Below are 24,038 nucleotides of genomic sequence, written 5' to 3'. Positions count from 1 at the left end.
CTTGCCAATTTGAAATCTGAGGGCAAGGATTGGTTTCTGGAAGATGGCTCGCCGCACAGTGCCGAATTTAACAGGGACCCTGAAACGGTAGTGCCTGAACCATTTTTTAAATTGTGGGAGAGGAGAGGGACCTACTAGAAACAAGCCCTCGCCGCCCATTCGGCACGGCGGATTAAAGGGGAGCGGCTCCTGTAGTCCAACGCCGCCAACGTTTTTTCTCTTCCGATCACTTAGCAAATATCGTCTTGGCCCCAGCCAGAACTTCGAGATGATACCAGCCGCCTCGGCATGGATTCCCGCTCAACTCGCCAGCGCCTGATCCAAATCCGCAATCAAATCGTCGCCATCCTCGATACCTGCCGACAGCCGCACCAGCGAATCGGAAATCCCGATTTCCGCGCGCTTTTGCGCCGGGATCGAGCCGTGTGTCATCAGCGCCGGGTGCTCGATCAGGCTTTCGACGCCGCCGAGGCTTTCGGCCAGGGTGAACAGCTGCGTGTGTTCGAGGAAGCGTTTTGTGCCGGCGAGGTCGCGGTCGAGCTCGACCGTGATCATGCCGCCGAAGGCATGCATCTGTCTCCTCGCGATGGCGTGCTGCGGGTGGCTCGGGAGACCGGGATAGATGACGCGGCGTATGTCGGGGCGGCTTTCCAGCCAGTGCGCGATCTTCTGGCCGTTCGACGAATGGCGCTCCATCCTCAGCGCCAGCGTCTTGAGACCGCGCAGCGCCAGAAAGCTGTCGAACGGCCCGGATATGGCGCCGATGGCGTTCTGCAGAAACTTCAGCTGGTCGGCGAGATCCTTGTTGTCGCCGACCACGGCGACGCCGCCGACCATGTCGGAATGGCCATTGAGGTATTTGGTCGTCGAGTGGACTGATATGTCGATGCCGAGTTCCAGCGGCCGTTGCAGATAGGGGCTGCAAAAGGTGTTGTCGGCGACCGAGAGCACGCCCCTGCGCTTGGCCAGTGCGGCCACCGCTTCGAGGTCGACGACACGCAGCAGCGGGTTGGTCGGCGTCTCGACCCAGAGCATTTTGGTTTCCGGGCGGATCGCCGCCTCGACCGCCGCAAGATCGGTGAAGTCGACGAAGTCCACCTGCAGGTTTGCCGAGCGTTTGCGCACCCGCTCCAGCAGCCGGAAAGTGCCGCCATAGATGTCGTCGGTGGCGACGACATGCGCGCCGGAATCGAGCAGCTCGAAAATGGTGGCGATAGCCGCCAGCCCCGAAGCGAAGGCGAAGGCGGCTGTGCCGCTTTCGAGGTCGGCCACCGCGCGCTCGAAGGCGAAGCGGGTCGGATTCTGGCTGCGCGCATATTCAAAGCCCTTGTGCACGCCCGGGCTCTGCTGGCCATAGGTCGAGGTCGCATAGATCGGCACCATCACCGCGCCGGTCGTCGGGTCGTGGCTCTGGCCGCCATGGATCGTGCGCGTCGAGAAGGCCAGACGGTTCCTGCCCGATACGGTTGCTTTGATGGTCATCGGGCGCGCCTCAGATGGTTGATCAGGTCGATGCGGGTTATCAGCCCGATGAACTCGTCGCCGTCGAAGACGATGGCGACCTCGTTGCGATCGAAGACCGGCAGCAGCGCGTCGAGCGTCTGGCTGGCCTGCAGCGTGTGCAGGGTGGAGGTCATCGCCGTGCGCACAGGGGCTTTGAAGCGGTCCCAGCGGCTGTCATAGGGGCCTTCGACGTGGGCGAGGATATCGCTTTCGTCGACGATACCGACGAGCTTGCCCTCATCCAGCACCGGCAATTGCGAGACATCCGAACGGCGCATGCGGCCATAGGCGTTGAGCAGGCTTTCGTCGGGGCCGACAAACACGGTGTCGCCGGTGCGGTGCGAGCGCATCACCAGATCGCGCAGATCGCCATGCTGCTCCTGCTCGGCAAGGCCCTGCTCGGCCAGCCAGAAATCGTCGAACACTTTCGACAGATATTTGTTGCCGCTGTCGCAGACGAAGGTGACGACGCGCTTCGGCACGGTCTGCTCGCGGCAATAGCGAAGGGCGGTCGAAAGCAGCGTGCCGGACGACGAGCCGGCGAGGATGCCTTCCCTGGAAAGCAGGTCGCGCACCGCCAGCATGCTCTGCTTGTCGGTGATCGAGTAGGCCTTTTTGACCAGCGACAGATCGGCATTGGGCGGGACGAAATCCTCGCCGATGCCTTCCACGGTCCAGCTTCCGGCCTCTGTCATCTTGCCGGTCTTGATCAGCGGCGCCAGCACCGAGCCGACGGGATCGGCGAGAATCATCTCGGTTTTCGGCGAGACCTCAGCGAAATAGCGGCCAAGCCCGGTCAGCGTGCCGCCCGAGCCGACTCCGACGACCACCGCATCGACGTCACCATCGAGCTGTTGAAAGATTTCCGGGCCGGTCGTGGTTTCGTGGGCCAGCGGATTGGCGGGATTGGCGAACTGGTTGGCATAGAAGGCGCCGGGCAGCTCGGCGGCGATCTTTTCGGCCATGTCCTGATAGTATTCCGCGTGACCCTTGCCGACATCGGAACGGGTCATGCGCACTTCGGCGCCGAGCGCGCGCAGATGCTGGATTTTCTCGCGCGACATCTTGTCGGGCACGACGAGGATGATGCGGTAGCCCTTGGGGATGCCGACCTGCGCGAGGCCGAGACCGGTGTTGCCGGCGGTCGCCTCGACGATGGTGCCCCCGCGCTTCAGCTTGCCCTGTTTTTCGGCGGCGGCAATCATCGACAGCGCGATGCGGTCCTTGATCGAGCCGCCGGGATTCTGGCTTTCAAGCTTGATGAACAGCCGGCACTTGCCGATATCGAATTTGGTCAGCTCGACGACCGGCGTCTGCCCGATCAGATCGAGAACCGATGCATAGGGCGGACGCAGGCGGGACAGTTCATCGTCCCGTGCCACGATCTTATGCTTGCTCATATCAGATGCTCCATGGTCAAGCGACCGCCTTGGGCAGGCTGTCAGCCTATCCTCTTTTCCAGCCGTTTGCAGTCTGAAAGAAGATAGATCGTGCCAATCCATTGGCCAGACGAGGAATGGGATTCCACGGCTGGACATGTGGGCCGCTCGCAAAAGGCTGCGGGACAGCGCCCCCCTCTGGCCTGCCGGCCATCTCCCCCACGAGGGGAGATTGGATGTCGCAATGGGTTTCGCCGGCGCGGTCAGCGAAGCTGCCGATCTCCCTCTTGTGGGGGAGATGTCCGGCAGGACAAAGGGGGGCGCCGTAGAGCGCCGACCCACAGCCCTAACCCAGCAACCGCTTCCCCAGCCGCGCGCATTGGACGCGAATATCTGGAATGGCGTCGATCTCGAAGAAGGTGCCGCGTGTCAGTGGCCCGACCGCCAGTATCTTGGCCGATACAGTGCCGTCGCCGGCGATGACCTCGCAATTGTCTGATACGTCGAGGCCAAGGCGCAGCGGATCCGGCCGGGCCAGCCCGCGGTCGACCAGCGACCGCACCACGCTGTTCGAGGTGGTCGAGATGTCCCTGGCGATGCCGCTGCAATCGTAGATGCGGGCGATTTCGAACGTTTCGAGACGCTGCGTGTGGCGGGACTGGACCTGCACTGTGAATTCGTCGCCCGCCGTGATGTCGACGACGCGCCCGGCGACAAGCCGGATGCGTCCCTTTTGAACCGCCTCGGTGACACGGCCGTAGACTTCCGGCGCCATGCGATGGCGGTGGATGTCCCACCATGCCTTGGTGTGCTCGACAAAGCGGCGCTTGGCCGAGGACGGCCAGTTCTGCCAGATTTTCTGGTTGAAGGGCCTCAGACCATCGACGACATCGCGCCAGTCGATGCCGGCTTTCTGGTTTTCCCGGATCAGGTCGCGGAACCACCCGACGAAATAGGAGAGCTGGGTGCCGAGCGGAATATCGGCAACGTCGAGCTTGATCGGGTTGCCCTTGCGGTGCGGCGAAGGCAGCAGGCCGCGCCGTGACACCGCGACGATATCGCCGCGATGGCCGCGCTGTTCGAGCGACAGGAACGCATCGACCATGCTCAAGCCAGTGCCCAGCACCAGGACTCGGGCCTCGGGGTCCAGCGCGGTGTCGGCTTCCGATCCCATCCTGATCGCGTGGCCCTGGCCGGCGCCCGGCTCCTCGTCATGTCCGGTCGCCAGCACGGCAAGGTGGGCGACGACGCTGGTGCCGTTGGCCAGCGCCACCTCGACCCCGGATGCGGTCGGCGAGATCGACAGGCTCTCCTCGCGGATCAGGCGAAGGCGCCCCGTCTCGCGGGCCTCAAGCTCGTCCAGCAGCTCCTTCAGATAGCGGGCATAGACACTGCGCGGCGCGTAGACCGGCGCCTGCTCCGGGGTTGCCAGGCCGCGTTCGAGCAGCCAGCGCCAGAAATTGCCGGGGTCGTCGGCATAGGCGCTCATGCCGGCCGCGCTGACATTCAGCACATGCGCCGACAGCAGCGTGGAATAGGCGATGCCCTGGCCGAAATGCGGGCGCTTTTCGATCAGCGTGACGCGGAGATCGGGATTGGGCGACTTCAACAGATGCGCGGCAAGGACGACGCCGCTGGCGCCGCCACCGACGATAATGATCGAATTTGGGATGATCGAATTTGCGCGACTGGTCATGCGCGCACCAATTGCCTCAGGAGCCAATGGTTCCAGCGTTGCTGGTTCAGGCTTTGTTGGCTCAGGCCTGGATTTCCAACGCAACCGAAAGGTCTTCGTCGCTGGCGATATCGCGCATCTCGGCGAGGCTGCGCTGATCCAGCACCTCGGCGATCGCTTGCCGGACCTCCAGCATCAGGTGTCGGACTTGGCATGTCGCCTCGTTACAGTCTTCACAGCGCTGATACCGGGTGCGGCTGGCGCAGGGAATGGGGGCCAGCGGCCCGTCGAGCACGCGCACGACATGGCCGATCTTGATTTCATCCGCCGGCCGCGCCAAGCGATAGCCGCCCTCCTTGCCCTTGCGGCTCTGGACGAAACCGGCATTGCGCAATTCGCCGAGGATGGCGTCGAGAAACTTCTTCGGAATGTTGTTTCCGGTGGCGATATCGCCGACGAAGGCGAGCTGTCCAACCGGCAGCCGTGCAAGATGCACGAGCGCCTTGAGGCCGTACTTGCCCTTTTTTGTGAGCATAGACCGAACGTTTCTCTGTCGTGCGATGGCGCAGGGCCACCGGTTGTGAAACGCCTGGCGTGGGTCCCCACCGCGGCCAAGCTTGTATGACACATAATTTCTAATCATAATATACAAGCCAGTTGCTGTTGATTTTGCTTGGTTTTCAAGCCGTGGCAGCGATTTTGGGCCAGGCTTGTGACGCCGAGGACACAGAAACACGGCTCGCATGCATCGGAGCATGTGGGCCGATGCCACGAGCGATCGCCGGAGCACGGTGGGTATGGTCGCTCATCTCGTCAACTCCCTAAGTCGATAAGAATACTATAGTTACTCGCGAAGACAGGGAAGGAGGTTCCAATTTATCGCTTGTTTGAAGTATGGATTTACCGGACTGGCGCTGGATCGGGAATTGAAGTTCACCCCGATTACTGCCGGTCGCACCCAGCACCGTAATGGCTTCGACCAAGCTCCAAGGTTTTAGTGCCACCTGTAGCAACGACCCCGCCGCAGCCGCTCTATCCGCTCGCCAGCCCGTCGCCGACAGCTTTTTTCCACCAACCCCGCCGCCGCTGGAAGGATTTAACTCTACAAGAACGATAGAAATAGCTGACTATGCAGGCCAGTCCGGTTTTCTCTTTTCAAGGAGCCTTTCATGTCCACCATTTCACGACGCATCGTTCTCCTGTCGTCGGCAGCCTTTGCGGGCGCCGCCTTCCTCGGCCCGGCCCAGGCGCAAGACCTCAAGATCACCATCGGCTACCAGACGGTGGTCGAGCCCTCGAAAGTGCCGCAGGCAGACGGCGTCTACGAGAGCACGACCAAGGCGGCCATCGACTGGCGGAAATTCGACTCCGGCGCCGATGTGATCGCCGCCGTCGCTTCCGGTTCGGTCGACATCGGCTATGTCGGGTCGAGCCCGCTGGCTGCCGCGGCCAGCCGTGAGCTTCCGATCCAGACCATTTTCATCGTCGGCCTGATCGGCGAATCCGAGGCCCTTGTCGCCCGTAACGGCGCCAGCATCGAAAAGGTCGCCGACCTCGCCGGCAAGAAAGTGGCCGTGCCTTTCGTCTCGACGACGCATTACAGCCTGCTTGCCGCGCTGAAGCATGAGGGCGTCGATCCGAAGTCGGTCGAAATCCTCAATCTCAGGCCGCCGGAGATCGCGGCGGCCTGGGCGCGCGGCGACATCGACGCGGCCTATGTCTGGGATCCGGCGCTCGGCCAGATCAAGACGTCCGGCAAGGTTGTGGTGGACTCCTCACAGGTCGCCGCCTGGGGCGCGCCGACCTTCGACGCCTGGATCGTGCGCACCGATTTCGCCGAGAAGAATCCGGAAGCGGTGCGCGACTTCGTCAAGGTGACGGGTGCGGCCTACGCCGAGTTCCTGGCCAAGCCGGACGCATGGTCGGTGTCGTCGCCACAAGCGGCAAAGATCGCCAAGCTCACCGGCGCCAAGCTGGACGACGTGCCGCTGCTGCTCAAGGGCTATGTCTTCCCGACGCTCGGAGAGCAGGCCTCGGACAAGTTCCTCGGCGGCGGCACGGTCAAGGCTGTGGAGGCGACATCGGCCTTCCTCAAGGAGCAGGGCAAGGTCGACGCCGTGCTGCCGGATTACTCGAAATACATATCGTCGAAATATGTCAGCGAGGCGCTGGCTTCGAACTGACGCCAAACGCGCGCGGTTCTCCTTCCCTGACGCCGCGTGCTGTCTGCCCCGAACCGCTGACGAGGAGCGGCTTCGGGGCAGGCGGATTCTCTCAAAGATTCTGCGAGGCCACATGACGCATCTCGTGCTCGACAAAGTCTCTGTCCATTATGACGGCCAGCCGGCCGTCGAGCGCGTGTCGATCGATGTCGCCAAGCACGACTTCGTCGTTCTGGTCGGCCGCTCCGGCTGCGGCAAGACCTCGCTGCTCAATGTTGCCGCCGGCCTGGTCGAGCCGGTGCGCGGCAGCGCCACGATCGGCGGCAGGCCGATCACCGCGCCCGGCTCGGACCGGGCCGTCGTGTTCCAGAACGACGCGCTGTTTCCGTGGCTGACCGCACGGGAGAATGTCGCCTTTGCTCTCAGGCTGCGCGGCGCACTGCCAGCTGAGCGGACACGGCGCGCCGACGAGCTGCTCAGGCTGGTGAAGCTCGACGGCGCCGGCGACAAGCATATCTGGGAGCTTTCCGGCGGCATGCGCCAGCGCGTCGGGCTGGCCCGGGCACTCGCCGCCGAACCGCAATTCCTGCTGCTCGACGAGCCGCTGGGCGCGCTCGACGCGCTGACGCGCGAGCGCATGCAGACGACGCTGCTCGATCTGTGGACCGCAAGCCATGTCGGCGTGCTGATGGTCACGCATGGCATAGAGGAAGCGCTGGTGCTCGCCACCCGCATCGTGGTGCTGGCGCCCGGGCCGGGCCGGGTGGTGCGGACGTTCGAAACCGGCTTCAGCCGGCGCTATGCGGCCGGCGAGCCCATCCGCGCCATCAAGGCCGATCCGGCCTTCGCGGCGTCCCGCGGCGAGCTGACCGACGCGATCTTCGAGGGAGAGGCGGCATGACCGTCTCCTCCTACACGGAACGGCCAATTGCCAATACCGGCGCCAAGGCCGACGAGACCGACGCCTTGTCGGTGCCGTGGTCGCGGCCGCGGCCAAAACGGGGCCGGGTTTCGGCGCGCGTGGTCAGCGCTGTCACCATTCTGGCGGTGCTGGCGGCATGGGCGCTGTCGGCTCGCCTGCAACTTGTGTCGCCGGTCTTTCTACCGTCGCCTGCCGCCGTCTGGATCAAATTCATTGCCGTCGTCCGCGACGGTTTTGTGGACGCGACGCTCGTCCAGCATATCGTCGCCAGCCTGGGCCGCGTGTTCGCGGCGCTGGTCGCGGCCGTCATCGTCGGCGTCCCCGTCGGGTTGGCCATCGGCACCAGCGTGATAGGTCGCGGTATCTTCGATCCGCTGCTGGAATTCCTGCGGCCGATCCCGCCGCTCGCCTATCTGCCGCTGGTCATCATCTGGTTCGGCATCGGCGAGCCGTCAAAGATCCTGGTGATCGCCATCGCCATGCTGGCGCCGGTCGCGCTGTCGACGGCTTCGGGCGTTCGCGGCGTCTCGCAGGAACGCGTCAACGCGGCCCGTTCGCTTGGCGGGACGCGGGCGCAGGTCATACGGCATGTGATCCTGCCCAGCGCCCTGCCCTCGATCCTGACCGGCCTGCGCATCGCGCTTGGCGCCGGCTGGTCGACCTTGGTCGCCGCCGAGCTGGTGGCGGCGACGCGCGGGCTTGGCTTCATGATCCAGTCGGCCGCCCAGTTCCTCGTCACCGACGTGGTGGTGATGGGCATCCTGGTGATCGCTGCCATCGCCTTCGTGCTCGAATTCATCATTCGCAGGCTCGAGCGCGCGCTCGTTCCATGGGCAGGACGGGAGTGAACAAAGGAGAGACAGTGATGGACCATTCCACCGCAACGCTGTTTGCCTTTCTTGGCAGCCGGCTTCGCCTGATCCAGGCCAGGGACAGTCAGGCGGCCGAGGACGAGCCCAGATCGCCAGTCCCCGTCCAATTGGACGCCGGGCGCAGCCGCCTGCCGCCGCGCGACGAAAGCTTCTACTGGGCCTGGCAGTATTGGTCACAGTGAATAGCGCGACCCGGCTCCCGCGCCATCTGGTCTGGTCCCTGCAACAAACCGCTGCGCACCCCGGTCCAAGCCCAAGGCTTGCTCTGAACGCCATGCATTGGGTCAACCGCGCGAACGGTTCGCCCACACCAATCCCACCAGCCCGACCAGCATGGCGACGATGCCGATATAGAGCCATTGCGACTGGCCGGTCATGAAGCTGCCGTCGACGAGGCCGATGCCTTGCAGCGACCAGAGCGCACCAATGGCGAGCACCAACAACGCCAGCAGATTCTTGATCAATCTCATCGCCGGAATTTCCTTCCCAAGTCGATCGTCAATTGCGCCATGACCGTGATGCAAGAGCGAAAGGAAGCGACCCTATCGCGCTCACCTGACCTTGCATCTTAACGTCTGATCTTGATGACGACATCTCGAAGATCAGCGCGAAGATCATCGAAGACTCGCAACCAGCCAGCAGAAAACTCTGACAGACTGTTTCGCGCCGACTCCAAACGTGTGCCGCTGCCACGGAACTGCCGGGCCTTTGCCGCATTTCCTGCCTTATTCGCCTCCAACGGCTTGGGTCTGTCAACGGAGACATTCCCAAACATGAACAAAAACAAACAGACTGCGCTTGTCGCGGCGACGATCGCGGCTGGCCTCATGGTCGGCGCATCCACCTCCCCTGCCGCCGCTCAATGCGGCCGCGCCTCCTGGTACGCGCTGCACTCGAAGACCGCTTCGGGCGAGCGGATGAACCCGTCGGCGCTGACCGCGGCGCACCGCACCTTGCCTTTTGGCACCAAGCTGAAGGTCACCAACCGCAACAATGGCCGCAGCGTCGTCGTGCGCATCAACGACCGTGGCCCGTTCATCAAGGGGCGCGTGATCGACCTGTCGAAGGGCGCCGCCAGGCGGCTCGGCTTCATCAGTTCGGGCCATACTTCCGTGTGCACCGACCGCGTGTGATGCTTCTTGTGTCCGGCCAGCGCCGGACACGCCTTGCCTCGTTACGCCTTCGCAGTCGCACAATAAGCCGGCTCCCGCCGTTCAAAGCCGGATTTCAACACCTTAAACGAAAGTATGAGCATAAATCACGGCACATGACGTATTGCATCGCAGCAGTTTGTTGTTAACTTCCCCGCGAGAGATTCAAGGCTCGGCACTGCTGTCGTCCCTTCGGTCGCAGCAGCGGGGTTCTCGATGTTCTACCAGTTCTACGAATTGAACCACGCCGCCGTGCAACCAGCCCGCCTCTATGCCGATGCGGTGCGGATGCTCTACACCAATCCGCTGAATCCATTCACGCACACGTCCTGGGGCCGCTCGGTCGCGGCAACGGCCGAATTGTTCGAGCGCACGACGCGCCGCTACAGCAAGCCGCAATTCGGCCTGACCAAAACCGTGGTCGACTGGAAAAGCGTCGACGTCACCGAAAAGACGGTGTGGTCGCGGCCGTTCTGCAATCTGCTCCGCTTCGAGCGGGCGGTTCCCGCCGGCCGCCGGCCCGATCCGAAGCTGCTGATAGTGGCGCCGATGTCGGGCCATTATGCGACGCTGCTGCGCGGCACGGTCGAGGCGATGCTGCCCCATGCCGACGTGCACATCACCGACTGGGTGGACGCCCGCATGGTGCCGCTCAGCGATGGCAGCTTCGACCTCGACGACTACATCGACTACATCATAGACATGCTGCACGCGCTAGGCCCCGATACCCATGTCATGGCGGTATGCCAGCCTTCGGTGCCGGTGCTGGCGGCGGTGGCGCTGATGGAAACGCGCGGCGACCCGTTCGTTCCTTCGACAATGACGCTGATGGGCGGGCCGATCGACACCCGCCGCAATCCGACCGCGGTCAATCTTCTGGCCGAGGAAAAGGGCATCGACTGGTTCCGCGACAACGTCGTCATGCAGGCGCCGTGGCCGGTGCCGGGCTTCGGCCGGGAGGTCTATCCCGGCTTCCTGCAGCTTTCGGGCTTCATGAGCATGAATCTCGACCGCCACATCATCGCCCACAAGGACTTCTTCATGCATCTGGTGAAGCATGATGGCGACAATGCCGAGAAGCACCGCGACTTTTACGACGAATATATGGCGGTGATGGATCTGACGGCGGAGTTCTACCTGCAGACCGTCGACACCGTGTTTGTCCGCCACGCTCTGCCCAAGGGCGAAATGACGCATCGCGGCGTGGCCATCGATCCCTCAGCGATCCGCAATGTCGCCCTGTTCACCGTCGAGGGCGAGAACGACGACATTTCCGGCCTCGGCCAGACCCAGGCCGCACACGACCTCTGCGTCAACATCCCCGCGGACAGGCACGCTCACTACATGCAGCCGGCGGTCGGCCATTACGGCGTCTTCAACGGCTCGCGCTTCCGCTCCGAAATCGTGCCGCGCATCGTCGACTTCATCACCAGCTATGGCCGCCAGACCCGCGTTGCAGTGAAGCCGAAGCTGGTCCGCACCGCCAAAAAGTAAGAATGCACCTTATGAGGCCCGGATGGTAGCAGCCGCTCAAATCTACCTGTTGCACAATAGCCGCGTTTTCGGCCGTGCCGGTAACCATGTCGCAAATCTGGCCGTTCGTATAATTGACGGGACTGTGAATCGCCCTTAACGTTTCGTTAACAACAAGGGACGAGGGGGACAATGATTTCCTCACCAATGGCGAGAAAGGTGCGCGTGTGCGCACTCGCAGGGCTGGCACTTGCGGCAGGCTGGTCGACGGCGGCTTCGGCGGCCGGACCAATGGCAACCGGCGGCCCGACATCGCAGCCGATCGGCCATTACGATTTCTGCAAGACCAATCCGGCCGAATGCTCGATCCGCCCGGGCAATCTCGCCCCCGCCACCATGACCGGCTCGCTCTGGCGCAAGATGCTCAGCGTCAACGCCAGGGTCAACGCCGCCGTCAAGCCGATAAGCGACTTCGACATCTACGGCAAGGACGAGGTCTGGGCCTATCCGGCCAAGGGTGTCGGCGACTGTGAGGACTATGTCCTGGAGAAGCGCCGCGAATTGAACCGCATGGGCGTGTCTTACGCCGATCTTCTGATGACCGTGGTGCGCAAGCCCGACGGCGAGGGCCATGCAGTGCTGACGGTGCGCACGAGCAAGGGCGACTACATCCTCGACAATCTGGACGGAAAGGTCCGCGCGTGGGACCGGACCGGCTACCGCTTCCTCAAGCGGCAGGCGATCGACAATACCGGCCGCTGGGTCTCGATCCGTGATGGCCAGCAAGTTCTGGTCGGCGCGGTCCAGTAGCAGGCGATCACTTCGGCTGCTTCAAAGCGGCGCGGATCGATGCGGTGATGCGGCGAAGCTCGGCTTCGTCGAGTTTTTCGATGTTCTCGGCCAGCAGATTGGCAAGCTCGGTGGCAGCGGGGCTTAGGCCTGACGTGTCGAGCTTCACCCGCGGGTGCGAGGTCTCGGCCAGCCGCGCGAGTTCTTCCGCATCGTCCCATATGACATTGAAATAGCCGATGATCTTCTGGATCACCGTCCAGGTCGGCGCGCCGCGACGGCCATGCTCCAGCGCCGACAAATAGGCGGCGCTGACGCCGATCGCCTCGGCCATGGCCTTTTGACTGACGCCGCGCTCGCTTCGCAACGCGCGAAGCTTTTCGCCGAACGGGGTCACAAGTTCGTCCTCATAGGCGCGCCCGCCGCAGGCGGACATAGAGCGCGCCGGAGCCGCCATGGTTGCGGGCGGCATGGTCGTGGCTGGAGACGAGCGGCCTGAATGCGGGTGTCGACAGCCAGGCCGGCACGGCGCGCCGCAAGACGCCGTCGCCGCCCGACGAGGAGCCTTTGCCGGTGATGACCAGCACATAGCGGATGCCGCCGGCATGCGCCCGGTGCAGAAAGGAAAACAATAGCGAATAGGCCTCGTCCTGGATCAGGCCATGCAGATCGACGCGGCCTTCGATAGGCAGCCGGCCCTTCGACAGTTTTTCCAGCGTCGGTTCGTCGAGCGCATGTGAAACGTGCTGCGTCTTTGCTTTCGCCGCCGCGGCCGGAGCCATGGCCTGGGCACGCGGCGGTGGCTTCGTGTCATCACCGTTGTCCGGGCCGATATCCGGGATGTCGATGGCGGTCCTGCCCTTCAGCGGCTTGGCCGTTCGCGCCACCAGGTTCCACAGCACCCGGTCGTCCTCGCTCAGCCTGTCGATACGCCGGGTCATCGCCCCGCCCCCGGAACAAGCGGACGCGGTATCAGCGCGTAGAAATCGGCAGGATTGCGGACGACACCGGCGATCTCGCCGGCCGCGTCGCCCGTTCCGGCGAACAGGTCGCCACGGGCCGGCCCGGTGATGGCCGAGCCGGTGTCCTGCGCTATCATCAGCCGCCGGAACGGCTTTTTATCGAAAGCGGTCAGCGACGGCGCGTCGATGTAGAACGGCGTGCCGAACGTATGGAGCAGCCGGTCGACGGCGACGGAGCGGCCCGGCGTCAGCGGCACCTTTGCGGCAGCGATCGGCCCGAGTTCCGGGTCGTCGACCCCCGCCTCGCTGAGGGAAATCTCGCGGAAAAAAATATAGGAGCGGTTGCGCCACAGGATCTCGTCGATGCGATCCGGATGCGCCTTGAACCAGGCACGGATCGACTGCATGGTCACCGCTTGCAGCGGGATTTCGCCTAGCTCACTCAGGATCTTGCCCGGTCCGGTAAAGCGCTGGCCGGATTTGGCGGCATAGGTGACGCGGCAAAGCCGGCCGTCGGTCATGGTGAGCCGCGCAGAACCCTGCACATGGATGAAGAAGGCGTCGACCTTGTCGGCGAGCCAGGCGATTTCCAACCCCTTGCCGGCCAGGCTTTTGCCGGCCAAACCTTCGCCAGCAAGCGCGCCGCGCTCGATCTCGCCGCGGTCGAAGTACTCGACCGGTCCGTTCGGCGTCTCGCGGCCGAAGGCGAGATAAAGGTCGATGCCGGGCGGCCGGTTGGCGTCGTCGATGTCGACGAGATCGGCCGGGCGCGACAGCAGCGGCACCGTAAAGCGCTCGGTTCGCATCGGTGAGGCGTCGACCACGGGTTCATAGAAGCCGGTGACGAGGCCGGCGCCGCCGCTTTCGGCCCTTATGTGCGCCGGGATGAAATGACGCTCGAAGAAGGCGCGGGCTTGCGCCCGGTCGGTTGGCGGAACGGTGCGGGCCGCAGCGTAGGCGTCGGTGAAGGCGTTGAAGTCGACGCCGAGCCCGCCGGAGCGATAGGGTTTTGTCAGGACATGAAAAGCCGAACGCCGGAAAGCCGCGAACGCAGACAGATGGTCGTCCTCGTCCCAGCCGGGCAGATCGTCAAAGGATTTTTCGCGGAACGCCTGAGAAAGCGACACGACAGACCCCGCCGTGGTCCGGGCTCAGTCTTCTTCTTCGGTGGCGACCAGCTTCCAGTTCGGGTCGCGCGAGCGCGTGTCGCGGGCGAATGTCCAGACGTCCTTGACCTCGGCGACGGTCTCGGGATCGCCGTCGATGACGGCGCCGGCCTTGTCGCGCGTCGCCGAAATCAGCTCGCTGACGATGCGCAGCGTGATATGCGCCTCGCCGCCCTTCATCTCGGCGGAGACGATGTCGGCCTTGTCGATGCCGACGAAGGACGACTGGATCTTTTCCGATTTCGCCTCACGGTCGCCGATGGCCGCGACAAAGCCGTCATAGACCTCGCGCGACAACAAGTTCTTCAGCGTCTTGCGGTCGCCATCGGCGTAGGCCATGACGATCATCTCATAGGCCATCTTGGCGCCGTCGACGAAGGTCTTGGGGTCGAATGCCGGATCATTGTCCTTGATCGTGCGCAGGCCCCTGTTGAGATCGGTGTCAGGCTTGGCGAAGGCGTCGATCGCCGCATAGGCGTCGATGGCCGGCTCTCCCGGCGCCCGCTTGCGCGGCAGCGAGACCACATTCTCGGGTTTCTGGGCGGCGTCCTCGCGCGTCCGGCTCGCCGTATAGGGATCGAAGGGCGGGCGTTCGCTGCCGGTGCGGCGGCCGAGCACGTTGCGCAGCTGGAAAAAGATCACAACCGCCGCAACCAGAAAGAAAATCGTGCCGAAGTCGAAGAATCCCATATCTTCCGCCAATCAATCCCTACTCCGGCCGGACCGCCCGGCCTAGCAATGGCTGCGGTCGCATAGCGTTCAACATTCAAAGCATATAGAACGCAAGGTGCCATCATTCAAATTAAAGGCAGGCATACCTATCTACAAGCTCCAGTGCCAGCGGCGATTGCTCGCCGGCCGGCAAAACATGGAAACGATCGGTCAAGATTTGCGTATTTCGCTGCTTCCCCTGTTCATTCTCGCGCTTCCGCTGCTGGAGATCGCTGGTTTCGTCGTTGTTGGCCGTCAGGTCGGCGCATTGGCGACGGTCGGCCTGGTGCTGGCCTCGAGCATCGCCGGCGCGCTGTTGCTGCGATACCAGGGTTTTGGCGTCATGAGCCGGGTCCGTGCTGAAATGGACGCCGGACGTGACCCAAGCCGCCAGCTCGCGCACGGCGCGATGGTCGTTCTGGCGGCGATCCTGCTCATCCTTCCCGGTTTCATAACAGACATTTTCGGCATTCTGCTGTTCCTGCCGCCGGTCCGTGACCTTGCCTGGCGCCTGCTGAAAGGCCGCCTCGTGCTGGCGACCAATTTCGGCACCGGCGGATTCCGCGCCCGACAACGCGACAAGACCATCGATCTCGACGACGGCGACTATTCGCGCGGCGACGATCACGGGCGTGGACCGGATCACACTTCTCCCTGGCGCCGCCTCAAGGACGACTAGGTCGCCTCAAGGACGACTAGGTCGGCAAACGCCTCCGGAACGAATGCCCGGCAAACCTTGTCTTGTCATGCCGACCATGGTAGCGAACGCCCGATTTCAATCCGGTCAGCAACGCTGCCCAGGCAAAAGGACAACAGCTTATGGCCAGCAAAGACGACGCGCCGACCGGCGCGGCCAATGGCAACGGTGACGTGACGCAGCCTTCGCTCAACGTGCTCGCCCAATATGTGAAGGACCTTTCCTTCGAAAGCCCCGGCGCGCCGAATTCGCTGCGCGGCCGCGACAAGGCCCCCGGCATCGCCATCAACGTCAATGTCAACGCCAACCCGCTTTCGGACAAGCAGTTCGACGTCAATCTGACGCTGAACGCCAAGGCGTCCTTCGATAAGGAAGTGCTGTTCAATGTCGAGCTGGTCTATGGCGGCGTTTTCGCCATCAGCGGTTTCCCGCAGGAGCATATGCTGCCGCTGCTGTTCATCGAATGTCCGCGGCTGTTGTTCCCGTTCGCCAGGCAGATCATCGCCGAGGCGACGCGCAATGGCGGCTTCCCGCCCTTGATGCTCGACCCGATCGATTTCGCCCAGATGTTCCAGCAGAAGTTGGCCGAGGACCAGGCCGCCGGCAAGGTCAAGGCGAGCTGAAGGCTATCTCGGTAGCGTTTAAGAAGCCCGGCCTCGCGCCGGGCTTTTTTGTAGGGAAGTCGGCGGGACAGCGCCCCCCTCTGCCCTGCCGGACATCTCCCCCACAAGGGGGGAGATTGGATCTCACGCCGGCTTTCGCCAATCACCAACGTTGCAGGGATGAGCGGAGCGCCGAAACTGCCAATCTCCCCCCTCCTGGGGGAGATGTCCGGCAGGACAGAGGGGGGCGCGAAGGAACACTACAGGTCGGCTGATCCTGAGAGCCGCTGCACTCTTCGGCTGATGTAACGGCATGGATCCCAGGGTCTCCGCGACGTCGCTTCGCTCCTGCTCCGCCCTGGGATGACGAAGGGAGGGGTGTTTCGGCTAATCTCAAAGGTTGCGATCTGCCACTGAGATTGGCCACTGAAGCGAACAATCGACGCTCACTGCCAATCGCCCCCGTCAAAATCACTATGCCGCGGAACTCGCTTCCGGGGCGACGCGCAGCCAGAGCGCCTTTTCGCCTAAGGTGCCGACCATGCTCGCGTGCGCGGTGCGCTCTGCGTCGGTCAGGCGAGACGGCAGCGCTATCGGCCGCACGCCGATGCTGATGTCGATATCGTCGACATTTCTCCTGCCGCTAGCCGGCGCCGTGGCACTGTCGAGGATCAGCGCCGCCTGCTTGCCGCCGATGAGCTCGATATAGACCTCAGCCAGCAATTCCGAATCGAGCAGCGCGCCGTGTTTGGTGCGACGGGCATTGTCGATACCGTAACGCCGGCACAGGGCGTCCAGTGAATTCGGTCCCATCGGATGCTTGCGGCGCGCCAGCGCCAGCGTGTCGACGACAAGCCCGGGGTCAACGACCGGATGGCCGAGCCGGCCAAATTCGACATTGAGGAAAGCGATGTCGAAAGTGGCATTGTGGGCGACCAGCTTGGCGCCGTCGATGAAGGCAAGAAACTCCTCGGCGATGTCGCTGAAAGTCGGCTTGCCCGTGAGATCGGCGGCGCTGATGCCATGAACGGCCTGCGCCTCCGCATGAATCGGTCGTCCCTGCGGATTGATGTAGTGGTGGAAGGTGCGGCCGGTCGGGAAACGATTGACCAGTTCGATGCAGCCGAGCTCGATGACGCGGTCATCGCGGAAATCGAGACCGGTGGTTTCCGTATCGAAGATGATCTCGCGCATCTAAACAATCCGTTGGCTCCGGCGTCACTCCAGCCGAATCATGATGGGAACAAATTGGCAACATATTACGCCGGATGCAAGCGTCGTTAAGCAGGCTTGCCGACCTTATCCCCGGCCAGTTCGGCGACGATCGCATTGACCGCCGCGCGCGCCGCATCAAAACCCTGTCCGGTGTCGATGACGAAATCGGCGCGCTTGCGCTTTTCGGCGTCGGGAACCTGCCTGGCCAGGATCGACGCCAGTTTCTCCTCGCTCATGCCCGGCCGCGCCAGCACCTGGGCGCGCTGGATTTCGGCCGAGGCGGTGACGACCACGACCTTGTCGACGCGGTCTCGGCCGCCGGTTTCGAACAGCAGCGGGATATCGAGAACGACAAGCGGGGCGCCGGCGGCACGGTTCCTGGCCAGGAAGGCGTCGGCGTCGGCGCGGACCAGCGGATGGATGATCGCTTCCAGCCGTTTCAGCGCAGCCGCATCGCCAAGCACCCGCTCGGCCAGCTTTGTGCGATCGACCGACCCTGATCCGGTGGTTCCGGGAAAAGCCGCCTCCACCAGCGGAGCCGCCTTGCCGGCGTAGAGGCGATGCACCGCTTCGTCCGAATCGTGGACTGGCACGCCGGCCTCGGCAAACATCTTCGCCGTGGTCGACTTGCCCATGCCGATCGATCCGGTGAGGCCGAGCACGATCATGCCTTTTACTCCTTGGCGCCGAGATCGGCGACGATCATCCGGCGCAATTCGGCAGTGACCTCCGGCCTGATCCCGAACCAGCGCTCGAAGCCGGGCACCGCCTGGTGCAGCAGCATGCCGAGCCCGTCGACGGTTTTGAGGCCCCGCGCTTTGGCTGCGGCCAGCAACGGCGTTGCCAGCGGCACATAGACAATGTCGGTGACGATGGCATGGTCCGGCAGCCTGGCCGGATCGGCGGACAGGCCTTCATTGCCATGCATGCCGAGCGCTGACGTGTTGACCAGCAGGCCGGCATCGGCAAGCAGCTCGCCGGTCGCAGCCATGCCATGGGCCGAGACCCTGGCGCCGAAACGGTGGCGCAGTTCCTCGGCTCGGGCGAGCGTCCGGTTGACGACGCGGATGTCACTGATGCCGCGCTCAATCAGCGCGTGGATGACCGCGCGGGAGGCGCCGCCGGCGCCGAGCACCACGGCCGGGCCATTATTTGCCCAGCCGGGCGCATGCTCGTCCAGATTGGCGGCAAAGCCATGGGCGTCGGTGTTGCCGCCCCAAAGATCTCCGCCCTCGAACCACAGCGTGTTGACCGCGCCGATTTGCTCGGCCGCATCGTCGCGGCGCGCCGCCAGCGCGAAGGCGGCCTCCTTGTGCGGGATGGTGACGTTGCCGCCGCGGTAGCCATTCGTCTCGAGTGTTTTGACGAATTCGGCAAAATCGTCCGGCGCGACGTCGATGGCCCGGTAGCTGCCGTCGATGCCGTATTTCGCCAGCCAGTAGCCATGGATCTTCGGCGACCGCGAATGCGCGACCGGGTGGCCGGTGACGAAGGCCTTTTTCGCGGCCTCAGCCATCGATGGCTCCGAGCTCACGCAGCTTGGCCAGAACGGGCAGAAGCGGCAGGCCGACAATGGTGAAATAGTCGCCCTCTATTCTCTCGAACAGCTGGATGCCCTCGCCTTCGATCTGGTAGGCGCCGACGCTGGACAGCGCCTTGGCGCCGACCCGCGCTAGATGGCGGCCGATGAATGCCGGATCGAGCTTTCGCATGGTCAGGCTGGCGATGCCGACATGCCGCCACAGAACCGCGCCATCGCGGGCCAGCACCACGGCGCTGTTGAGCTGATGGGTCCTGCCCGACAGCGCCAAAAGATGACGGCGCGCAGCTTCCATGTCGGCCGGCTTGTGGAACACTTCGTCGCCGAGCGACAGCGTCTGGTCGCAGCCAAGCACCAGGGCGCCGGGCCTTCTCTCGCTGACTTCGGTGGCCTTGGCCTCGGCGAGCACCAGGGCGACGTCCTCGGGCGAGACGCCGCTGTCTTTTAGCGGAGCCTCAAGCGCGCGCTCATCGACTTCCGCCGGAACCGCCTCGATGGCGATGCCGGCATTGACGAGCATAGTCTTGCGGAACGGACTTCCCGAGGCGAGGATGATTTTTTCGGTCATGGTTTTTCGCCCGGTCTTTCCTTCTCCCCTTGTGGGAGAAGGTGGATTGGCGCGCAGCGCCAAGACGGTTGAGGGGTGTTGGAAGGACTGCTGTCGGTGCCAAGCTGGAACACCCCTCATCCGACCGAGCTTCGCTCGGCCACCTTCTCCCACAAGGGGAGAAGGAAAGGACCGCCCACAGCACAAGCGCCCGAACCCTACCGTGTCTTTCCCCGCAGGGCAACGATGGCCGCCGCCGTCTCCTCGATCGAGCGACGGCTGACGTCGATCATCGGCCAGCCATGCCGGGTGCAGATCTGGCGGGCGTAGGCGAGTTCCTCGGAGATCGCGGCGCGGTCGACATAGTCGGTCGGCTCATAGGCGCTGGTGTTGCCGAGGATGCGGTTCTGGCGGACCTGCGAGATTCGCTCGGCGGTGGCAATCAACCCGACGATCAGCGGCTTCGTGGCGCTGACCAGGCTTTCCGGCACCGGCACGCCGAGCACGATCGGGATGTTGGCGGTCTTGATGCCGCGATTGGCGAGATAGATGCTGGTCGGCGTCTTCGACGTGCGCGAAATGCCGACGAGCACGATGTCGGCGTCGTCCATATTGGCCGGCAGCTGGCCGTCATCATGCTCCATGGTGAAGTTGAGCGCGTCGATCCGGCGAAAATATTCGGCGTCCAGCACATGCTGGGCGCCGACGCGGCGGCCGGCCGGCGTGCCGAGATAGGACTGGAACACGGTCAGCACCGGTTCCAGCACGGAGACGCAAGGCAGGCCCATGGCGGCGCAGCGTTCGTCGATGCCGCGGGCGAGTTTCTGGTCGACAACCGTATAGAGGATGATGCCCGGCTCCTCCTCGATGTCCTCGAACACTTTCGTCACCTGCTTCTCGGTGCGGATGAGCGGATAGATATGCTCGATGGCACGCGCATCCTTATATTGCGCGGAAGCCGCGCGCCCGGCCGCCAGCAGCGTTTCACCGGTGGCATCGGAAATCAGGTGGAGGTGAAAGAAGCTCTGGGGTTTGTTCACAGGGGTTCGTTCCAAGCTGTGGGCCGATGTGGATAAGGTCGGTCGGAAAGATCGGTCGGTTTGGGGCGACTGTATCAGATGCCAGTTTGTCCACAATTCGATGCGCTGTCGGCTTCGTCGGGCGGCTGGGGACAAGTCCGGGGACGGGCTTTTTTGACTCAGCCCCATCCACAGGCCCATTTTCTTTGCGCGGGCGGCAACTCATTGTTCCCAGTCGGAAATTTCCAACTGTCCCCAATCCCCTCCTATCCGGCAGAAGAAGCACGCGACAATATGCTGGCTGGCCTTTTCCGGGGCAAAACGGGACAGGAGACAACCACCGATACCAACAGACTCTTAGAATCATAAGATTCCTAGAAATAGAATATTTAATTATAGAGAAGCCTGGAGAGGCAGAGGATTTGACTCTTTGACTGGGCCTAAGAGAGATCATGAACGGTCGCTGCCGATCGGCCTTCAGCCGCCAATCTCCAACATCTGCGATCGGCCGCAGACCACCATGCGAGCGCTGAATGCCTGAAAACCGGATCATGCTGGACGTGTTGAAGGGCGAAGCGGTGTTCCCGCCGCCGCTCTGGATGATGCGCCAGGCCGGGCGCTATCTGCCGGAATATCGGGAGACACGCAGGCGGGCCGGGTCGTTCCTCGATCTCTGCTATAGTCCCGACTTCGCGGTGGAAGTGACGCTGCAGCCGATCGAGCGCTTCGGCTTCGACGCATCGATCCTGTTTTCCGATATCCTTGTCGTGCCACATGCGCTGGGCCGCGACGTGCGCTTCGAGGAGGGACGCGGGCCGCTGTTGACGCCGATCTCGGCCATGGAGATTGCGGCTCTGGACGGCGAAACGTTTCACGTGAATCTCGAACCGGTCTATGAGACGGTCAGACGGCTGCGGGCAAAACTGCCCGATGAAACGACGCTGATCGGCTTTTGCGGCGCGCCCTGGACGGTGGCGACCTATATGATTGCCGGCCATGGCACCCCAGACCAGGCGCCGGCGCGGCTGTTCGCCTATCGCGAGCCGGCAGCTTTCTTGCAGCTGCTGAATGTGCTTGCCGATCATTCGGCCGCCTATCTGATCCGGCAGATCGAGGCAGGCGCCGATCTGGTGCAGATCTTTGACTCGTGGTCCGGCGTTCTCGATGAAGTTTCTTTCGAGGCGTTTTGCGTCAGGCCGGTGGCGGAGATCGTCAGGCAGGTGCGAGCCGTCCATCCCGACGTTCCGATCATCGGCTTTCCCAAGGGTGCCGGCGCTCACTACACGAGCTATCGGCAGAAGACCGGCGTGACGGGGCTGGGGCTCGACTGGACCGTGCCGCTATCGACTGCGAAGGAACTGCAACACGGTGGCGCCTTGCAGGGCAATCTCGATCCGTTGCGGCTGGTGGCCGGCGGCAAGGCTCTAGCCGACGGCGTCGACGCTATCCTGAAGGCATTGGGCGATGGGCCGCTGATCTTCAATCTCGGCCACGGCATCACGCCGGAGACGCCGATCGCGCATGTCGAGGCCATGGTGAAGCTGGTGCGGAGCGCATCATGACGATGATGGGGAAAGGCCCTGCGGAAGGTGGTGTTGGCGCAATGCGCCGCGCAGCGATCGCGATTGCGGTTTTCCTCGTGTTGGCCGGGCTTCTGTTCCTGTTCGGACCGGATGATTTCTATCCCTGGGCAAAGGCGATCCACGTCATCGCCGTCATCTCGTGGATGGCGGGCATGCTCTATCTGCCGCGGCTGCTGGTCTATCATGCCGATGCGGAGAAAGGCTCGGTCCAGTCCGAAACCTTCAAGGTGATGGAGCGCCGCCTGCTGCGCGGCATCATCAATCCGGCGATGATCATCACCTGGGCGTTCGGCCTCTGGCTGGCCTGGAAGGGCTTCGGTTTTCAGGGCGGCTGGCTGCATGCCAAGATCGCCGCGGTGCTCGGGCTCTCCGCCGTTCATGGCTATCTCGCCGGCGCGGTGCGCAAATTCGCCGAGGACCGCAACGAAAAGCCCGCGAGGCACTGGCGGATCGTCAACGAGATCCCCACATTGCTGATGATCGTCATCGTCGTGCTGGTCATAGTGAAGCCTTTCTGAGGCTTCGATGACCTGCAAAAGGCGGCTTGCTCTTTCAGTCGACCGACGATAAAAGACGGGTCTTCCTTCCCGTCATGCGCCGCCCCATTCATCGCTTCGGCCGCGCCCGGCATTTGTCGCATCCCGCCGATATTTTCCCAATGCTTACTCACTCAGAGTCCGTCTAATGATGCAAGAAATGAAACTCGCAGAGTTCAAGAACAAGAAACCGCCAGAGCTGATCGCCTATGCCGAATCGCTCGAGGTCGAGAACGCCAGCGTCATGCGCAAGCAGGAGCTGATGTTCGCGATCCTGAAGAGGCTGGCAACGCAGGATATCGAGATCATCGGTGACGGCGTCGTCGAGGTGCTGCAGGACGGTTTTGGCTTCCTGCGCTCGGCCAATGCCAATTATCTGCCGGGTCCGGACGACATCTATATCTCGCCGTCGCAGATCCGCCGGTTCTCGCTGAAGACCGGCGACACGGTCGAAGGCCCGATCCGTAGCCCGAAAGAGGGCGAGCGCTATTTCGCGCTGCTCAAGGTCAACACGATTAATTTCGACGACCCGGAAAAGATCCGCCACAAGATCCATTTCGACAATCTGACGCCGCTTTACCCGACCTCGCGGCTGAAGATGGAAATGGAGGTTCCGACCTCGAAGGACATCTCGGCCCGCGTCATCGACCTGGTGGCGCCGCTCGGCAAAGGCCAGCGCGCCCTGATCGTGGCGCAGCCGCGCACCGGCAAGACGGTGCTGTTGCAGAACATCGCCCACTCGATCACCACCAATCATCCGGAATGCTATCTGATCGTGCTCTTGATCGACGAGCGGCCGGAGGAAGTCACCGACATGCAGCGCTCGGTGAAGGGCGAGGTCGTGTCCTCGACCTTCGACGAGCCGGCGGTGCGCCACGTCCAGGTCGCCGAAATGGTGATCGAGAAGGCCAAGCGCCTGGTCGAGCACGGGCGTGACGTCGTCATCCTGCTGGATTCGATCACCCGCCTCGGCCGCGCCTACAACACCGTGGTGCCGTCATCCGGCAAGGTGCTGACCGGCGGTGTCGACGCCAATGCGCTGCAGCGGCCGAAGCGCTTCTTCGGCGCCGCCCGCAACATTGAGGAAGGCGGCTCGCTGACCATCATCGCCACCGCGCTGATCGATACCGGCAGCCGCATGGACGAGGTCATCTTCGAAGAGTTCAAGGGCACCGGCAATTCGGAAATTGTGCTCGACCGCAAGGTGGCGGACAAGCGCATCTACCCGGCGATGGACATCCTCAAGTCCGGCACCCGCAAGGAAGATCTTCTGGTCGCCCGCCAGGACTTGCAGAAGATCTTCGTGCTGCGCCGCATCCTGGCGCCGATGGGCACGACCGACGCCATCGAGTTCCTCATCGACAAGCTCAAGCAGACCAAGACCAATGCGGATTTCTTCGATTCGATGAATACGTAAGAGGGCTGAGGCGCGGCGATCCTTCGCGCCCCCCTCTGTCCTGCCGGACATCTCCCCCACAAGGAGGGAGATTGGCCGTCATGACTGATTTCGCCAACCACCAACTTTGCAAAAGGG

The 24,038-nt window shown here is 63.3% G+C and carries 26 protein-coding genes; 12 read left to right on the top strand and 14 right to left on the bottom strand.

The window, feature by feature from the left end:
* Positions 1-300 precede the first annotated feature (300 nt).
* From RPG13_RS05985 to RPG13_RS05970, 4 genes are all read right to left on the bottom strand, one after another.
* Positions 301-1,482: a cystathionine gamma-synthase gene (locus tag RPG13_RS05985; RefSeq protein ID WP_337124579.1), complete on the bottom strand. Its 1,182-nt coding sequence runs from the start codon at positions 1,480-1,482 to the stop codon at positions 301-303.
* Positions 1,479-2,903, bottom strand: coding sequence for a pyridoxal-phosphate dependent enzyme (locus RPG13_RS05980; protein WP_095484762.1), 1,425 nt, complete (start codon positions 2,901-2,903; stop codon positions 1,479-1,481). The genes RPG13_RS05985 and RPG13_RS05980 overlap by 4 nt, the downstream gene beginning before the upstream one ends.
* A 325-nt stretch (positions 2,904-3,228) precedes the next feature.
* Complete coding sequence (locus RPG13_RS05975; RefSeq protein WP_095484764.1) at positions 3,229-4,578, bottom strand: FAD/NAD(P)-binding protein; 1,350 nt, start codon at positions 4,576-4,578, stop codon at positions 3,229-3,231.
* A 61-nt stretch (positions 4,579-4,639) separates the two neighbouring features.
* Positions 4,640-5,092 carry an RrF2 family transcriptional regulator gene (locus tag RPG13_RS05970; protein ID WP_095484765.1) on the bottom strand — a complete coding sequence of 151 codons (453 nt, stop codon included), beginning with the start codon at positions 5,090-5,092 and terminating at the stop codon, positions 4,640-4,642.
* A 634-nt stretch (positions 5,093-5,726) separates the two neighbouring features.
* Here RPG13_RS05970 and tauA point away from each other — a divergent pair.
* From tauA to RPG13_RS05950, 4 genes are all read left to right on the top strand, one after another.
* Positions 5,727-6,740: a taurine ABC transporter substrate-binding protein gene (tauA, locus tag RPG13_RS05965; protein WP_337124578.1), complete on the top strand. Its 1,014-nt coding sequence runs from the start codon at positions 5,727-5,729 to the stop codon at positions 6,738-6,740.
* A 112-nt stretch (positions 6,741-6,852) separates the two neighbouring features.
* A complete protein-coding gene (locus RPG13_RS05960) occupies positions 6,853-7,620 on the top strand; it encodes a taurine ABC transporter ATP-binding protein (protein WP_095484767.1) in 768 nt (255 codons plus the stop codon).
* Entirely contained in the window at positions 7,617-8,489 is an 873-nt protein-coding gene (locus tag RPG13_RS05955; RefSeq protein WP_337124577.1) for an ABC transporter permease subunit, read from the top strand. Before RPG13_RS05960 ends, RPG13_RS05955 begins: the two co-directional genes overlap by 4 nt.
* A 17-nt stretch (positions 8,490-8,506) precedes the next feature.
* Positions 8,507-8,695, top strand: a complete 189-nt coding sequence (locus RPG13_RS05950; RefSeq protein ID WP_095485103.1) for a hypothetical protein — start codon at positions 8,507-8,509, stop codon at positions 8,693-8,695.
* Between the two features lie 102 nt (positions 8,696-8,797).
* Here the strand turns inward: RPG13_RS05950 and RPG13_RS05945 are convergent, their stop codons facing one another.
* The gene (locus RPG13_RS05945; RefSeq protein ID WP_337124576.1) at positions 8,798-8,983 is read right to left on the bottom strand and encodes a hypothetical protein; all 186 of its coding nucleotides are present in this window, start codon (positions 8,981-8,983) and stop codon (positions 8,798-8,800) included.
* Between the two features lie 303 nt (positions 8,984-9,286).
* On the opposite strand from RPG13_RS05945, the gene RPG13_RS05940 reads away from it, so the two are divergent.
* From RPG13_RS05940 to RPG13_RS05930, 3 genes are all read left to right on the top strand, one after another.
* Complete coding sequence (locus RPG13_RS05940) at positions 9,287-9,646, top strand: septal ring lytic transglycosylase RlpA family protein (RefSeq protein ID WP_095484770.1); 360 nt, start codon at positions 9,287-9,289, stop codon at positions 9,644-9,646.
* A gap of 234 nt (positions 9,647-9,880) precedes the next feature.
* Entirely contained in the window at positions 9,881-11,158 is a 1,278-nt protein-coding gene (locus RPG13_RS05935; protein WP_095484771.1) for a polyhydroxyalkanoate depolymerase, read from the top strand.
* 171 nt (positions 11,159-11,329) lie between these two features.
* Positions 11,330-11,947 carry a transglutaminase-like cysteine peptidase gene (locus RPG13_RS05930; RefSeq protein WP_095484772.1) on the top strand — a complete coding sequence of 206 codons (618 nt, stop codon included), beginning with the start codon at positions 11,330-11,332 and terminating at the stop codon, positions 11,945-11,947.
* 7 nt (positions 11,948-11,954) lie between these two features.
* Here the strand turns inward: RPG13_RS05930 and RPG13_RS05925 are convergent, their stop codons facing one another.
* From RPG13_RS05925 to RPG13_RS05910, 4 genes are read right to left on the bottom strand one after another with little or no spacing between them, the layout of a single operon-like run.
* A complete protein-coding gene (locus RPG13_RS05925; protein WP_337126985.1) occupies positions 11,955-12,323 on the bottom strand; it encodes a helix-turn-helix domain-containing protein in 369 nt (122 codons plus the stop codon).
* A 10-nt stretch (positions 12,324-12,333) separates the two neighbouring features.
* Positions 12,334-12,867 (bottom strand): Smr/MutS family protein, encoded by a 534-nt coding sequence (locus tag RPG13_RS05920; protein WP_337124575.1) that lies wholly within the window; start codon positions 12,865-12,867, stop codon positions 12,334-12,336.
* The gene (gene mltA, locus RPG13_RS05915; RefSeq protein ID WP_337124574.1) at positions 12,864-14,015 is read right to left on the bottom strand and encodes a murein transglycosylase A; all 1,152 of its coding nucleotides are present in this window, start codon (positions 14,013-14,015) and stop codon (positions 12,864-12,866) included. The genes RPG13_RS05920 and mltA overlap by 4 nt, the downstream gene beginning before the upstream one ends.
* A 24-nt stretch (positions 14,016-14,039) precedes the next feature.
* Positions 14,040-14,744 (bottom strand): Tim44/TimA family putative adaptor protein, encoded by a 705-nt coding sequence (locus RPG13_RS05910; RefSeq protein ID WP_126104251.1) that lies wholly within the window; start codon positions 14,742-14,744, stop codon positions 14,040-14,042.
* Positions 14,745-14,943: 199 nt separating this feature from the next.
* Between RPG13_RS05910 and RPG13_RS05905 the strand changes: the two genes are divergently transcribed.
* Complete coding sequence (locus RPG13_RS05905; protein ID WP_337126984.1) at positions 14,944-15,444, top strand: FxsA family protein; 501 nt, start codon at positions 14,944-14,946, stop codon at positions 15,442-15,444.
* A gap of 140 nt (positions 15,445-15,584) precedes the next feature.
* Complete coding sequence (gene secB, locus RPG13_RS05900; RefSeq protein WP_126104252.1) at positions 15,585-16,085, top strand: protein-export chaperone SecB; 501 nt, start codon at positions 15,585-15,587, stop codon at positions 16,083-16,085.
* Between the two features lie 453 nt (positions 16,086-16,538).
* Here the strand turns inward: secB and dnaQ are convergent, their stop codons facing one another.
* From dnaQ to RPG13_RS05875, 5 genes are all read right to left on the bottom strand, one after another.
* Positions 16,539-17,258: a DNA polymerase III subunit epsilon gene (gene dnaQ, locus RPG13_RS05895; protein WP_337124573.1), complete on the bottom strand. Its 720-nt coding sequence runs from the start codon at positions 17,256-17,258 to the stop codon at positions 16,539-16,541.
* An 86-nt stretch (positions 17,259-17,344) separates the two neighbouring features.
* Entirely contained in the window at positions 17,345-17,947 is a 603-nt protein-coding gene (gene coaE, locus RPG13_RS05890) for a dephospho-CoA kinase (RefSeq protein WP_337124572.1), read from the bottom strand.
* A 5-nt stretch (positions 17,948-17,952) separates the two neighbouring features.
* Positions 17,953-18,795 (bottom strand): shikimate dehydrogenase, encoded by an 843-nt coding sequence (locus tag RPG13_RS05885; protein WP_128242751.1) that lies wholly within the window; start codon positions 18,793-18,795, stop codon positions 17,953-17,955.
* Positions 18,788-19,387: a Maf-like protein gene (locus RPG13_RS05880; protein ID WP_337124571.1), complete on the bottom strand. Its 600-nt coding sequence runs from the start codon at positions 19,385-19,387 to the stop codon at positions 18,788-18,790. The genes RPG13_RS05885 and RPG13_RS05880 overlap by 8 nt, the downstream gene beginning before the upstream one ends.
* 197 nt (positions 19,388-19,584) lie before the next feature.
* On the bottom strand, positions 19,585-20,406 hold the full coding sequence (locus RPG13_RS05875) for a pyruvate, water dikinase regulatory protein (RefSeq protein WP_126104257.1): 822 nt from the start codon (positions 20,404-20,406) through the stop codon (positions 19,585-19,587).
* Positions 20,407-20,918: 512 nt separating this feature from the next.
* On the opposite strand from RPG13_RS05875, the gene hemE reads away from it, so the two are divergent.
* The 3 genes from hemE (at position 20,919) to rho (ending at position 23,921) form a co-directional block, all read left to right on the top strand.
* Positions 20,919-21,947 carry a uroporphyrinogen decarboxylase gene (gene hemE / locus RPG13_RS05870; protein ID WP_337124570.1) on the top strand — a complete coding sequence of 343 codons (1,029 nt, stop codon included), beginning with the start codon at positions 20,919-20,921 and terminating at the stop codon, positions 21,945-21,947.
* Positions 21,948-21,949: 2 nt separating this feature from the next.
* Positions 21,950-22,486 carry a protoporphyrinogen oxidase HemJ gene (gene hemJ / locus RPG13_RS05865; RefSeq protein ID WP_442921384.1) on the top strand — a complete coding sequence of 179 codons (537 nt, stop codon included), beginning with the start codon at positions 21,950-21,952 and terminating at the stop codon, positions 22,484-22,486.
* A 169-nt stretch (positions 22,487-22,655) separates the two neighbouring features.
* Positions 22,656-23,921 carry a transcription termination factor Rho gene (gene rho / locus RPG13_RS05860; RefSeq protein WP_127293968.1) on the top strand — a complete coding sequence of 422 codons (1,266 nt, stop codon included), beginning with the start codon at positions 22,656-22,658 and terminating at the stop codon, positions 23,919-23,921.
* Positions 23,922-24,038: the final 117 nt, after the last annotated feature.

The organism is Mesorhizobium sp. ISC15 (genome assembly GCF_037162615.1).
GTDB lineage: Bacteria > Pseudomonadota > Alphaproteobacteria > Rhizobiales > Rhizobiaceae > Mesorhizobium > Mesorhizobium mediterraneum.
The sequence above is the reverse complement of the archived record's forward strand: the minus strand, read 5'-3'. Positions and strand labels throughout refer to the sequence as shown.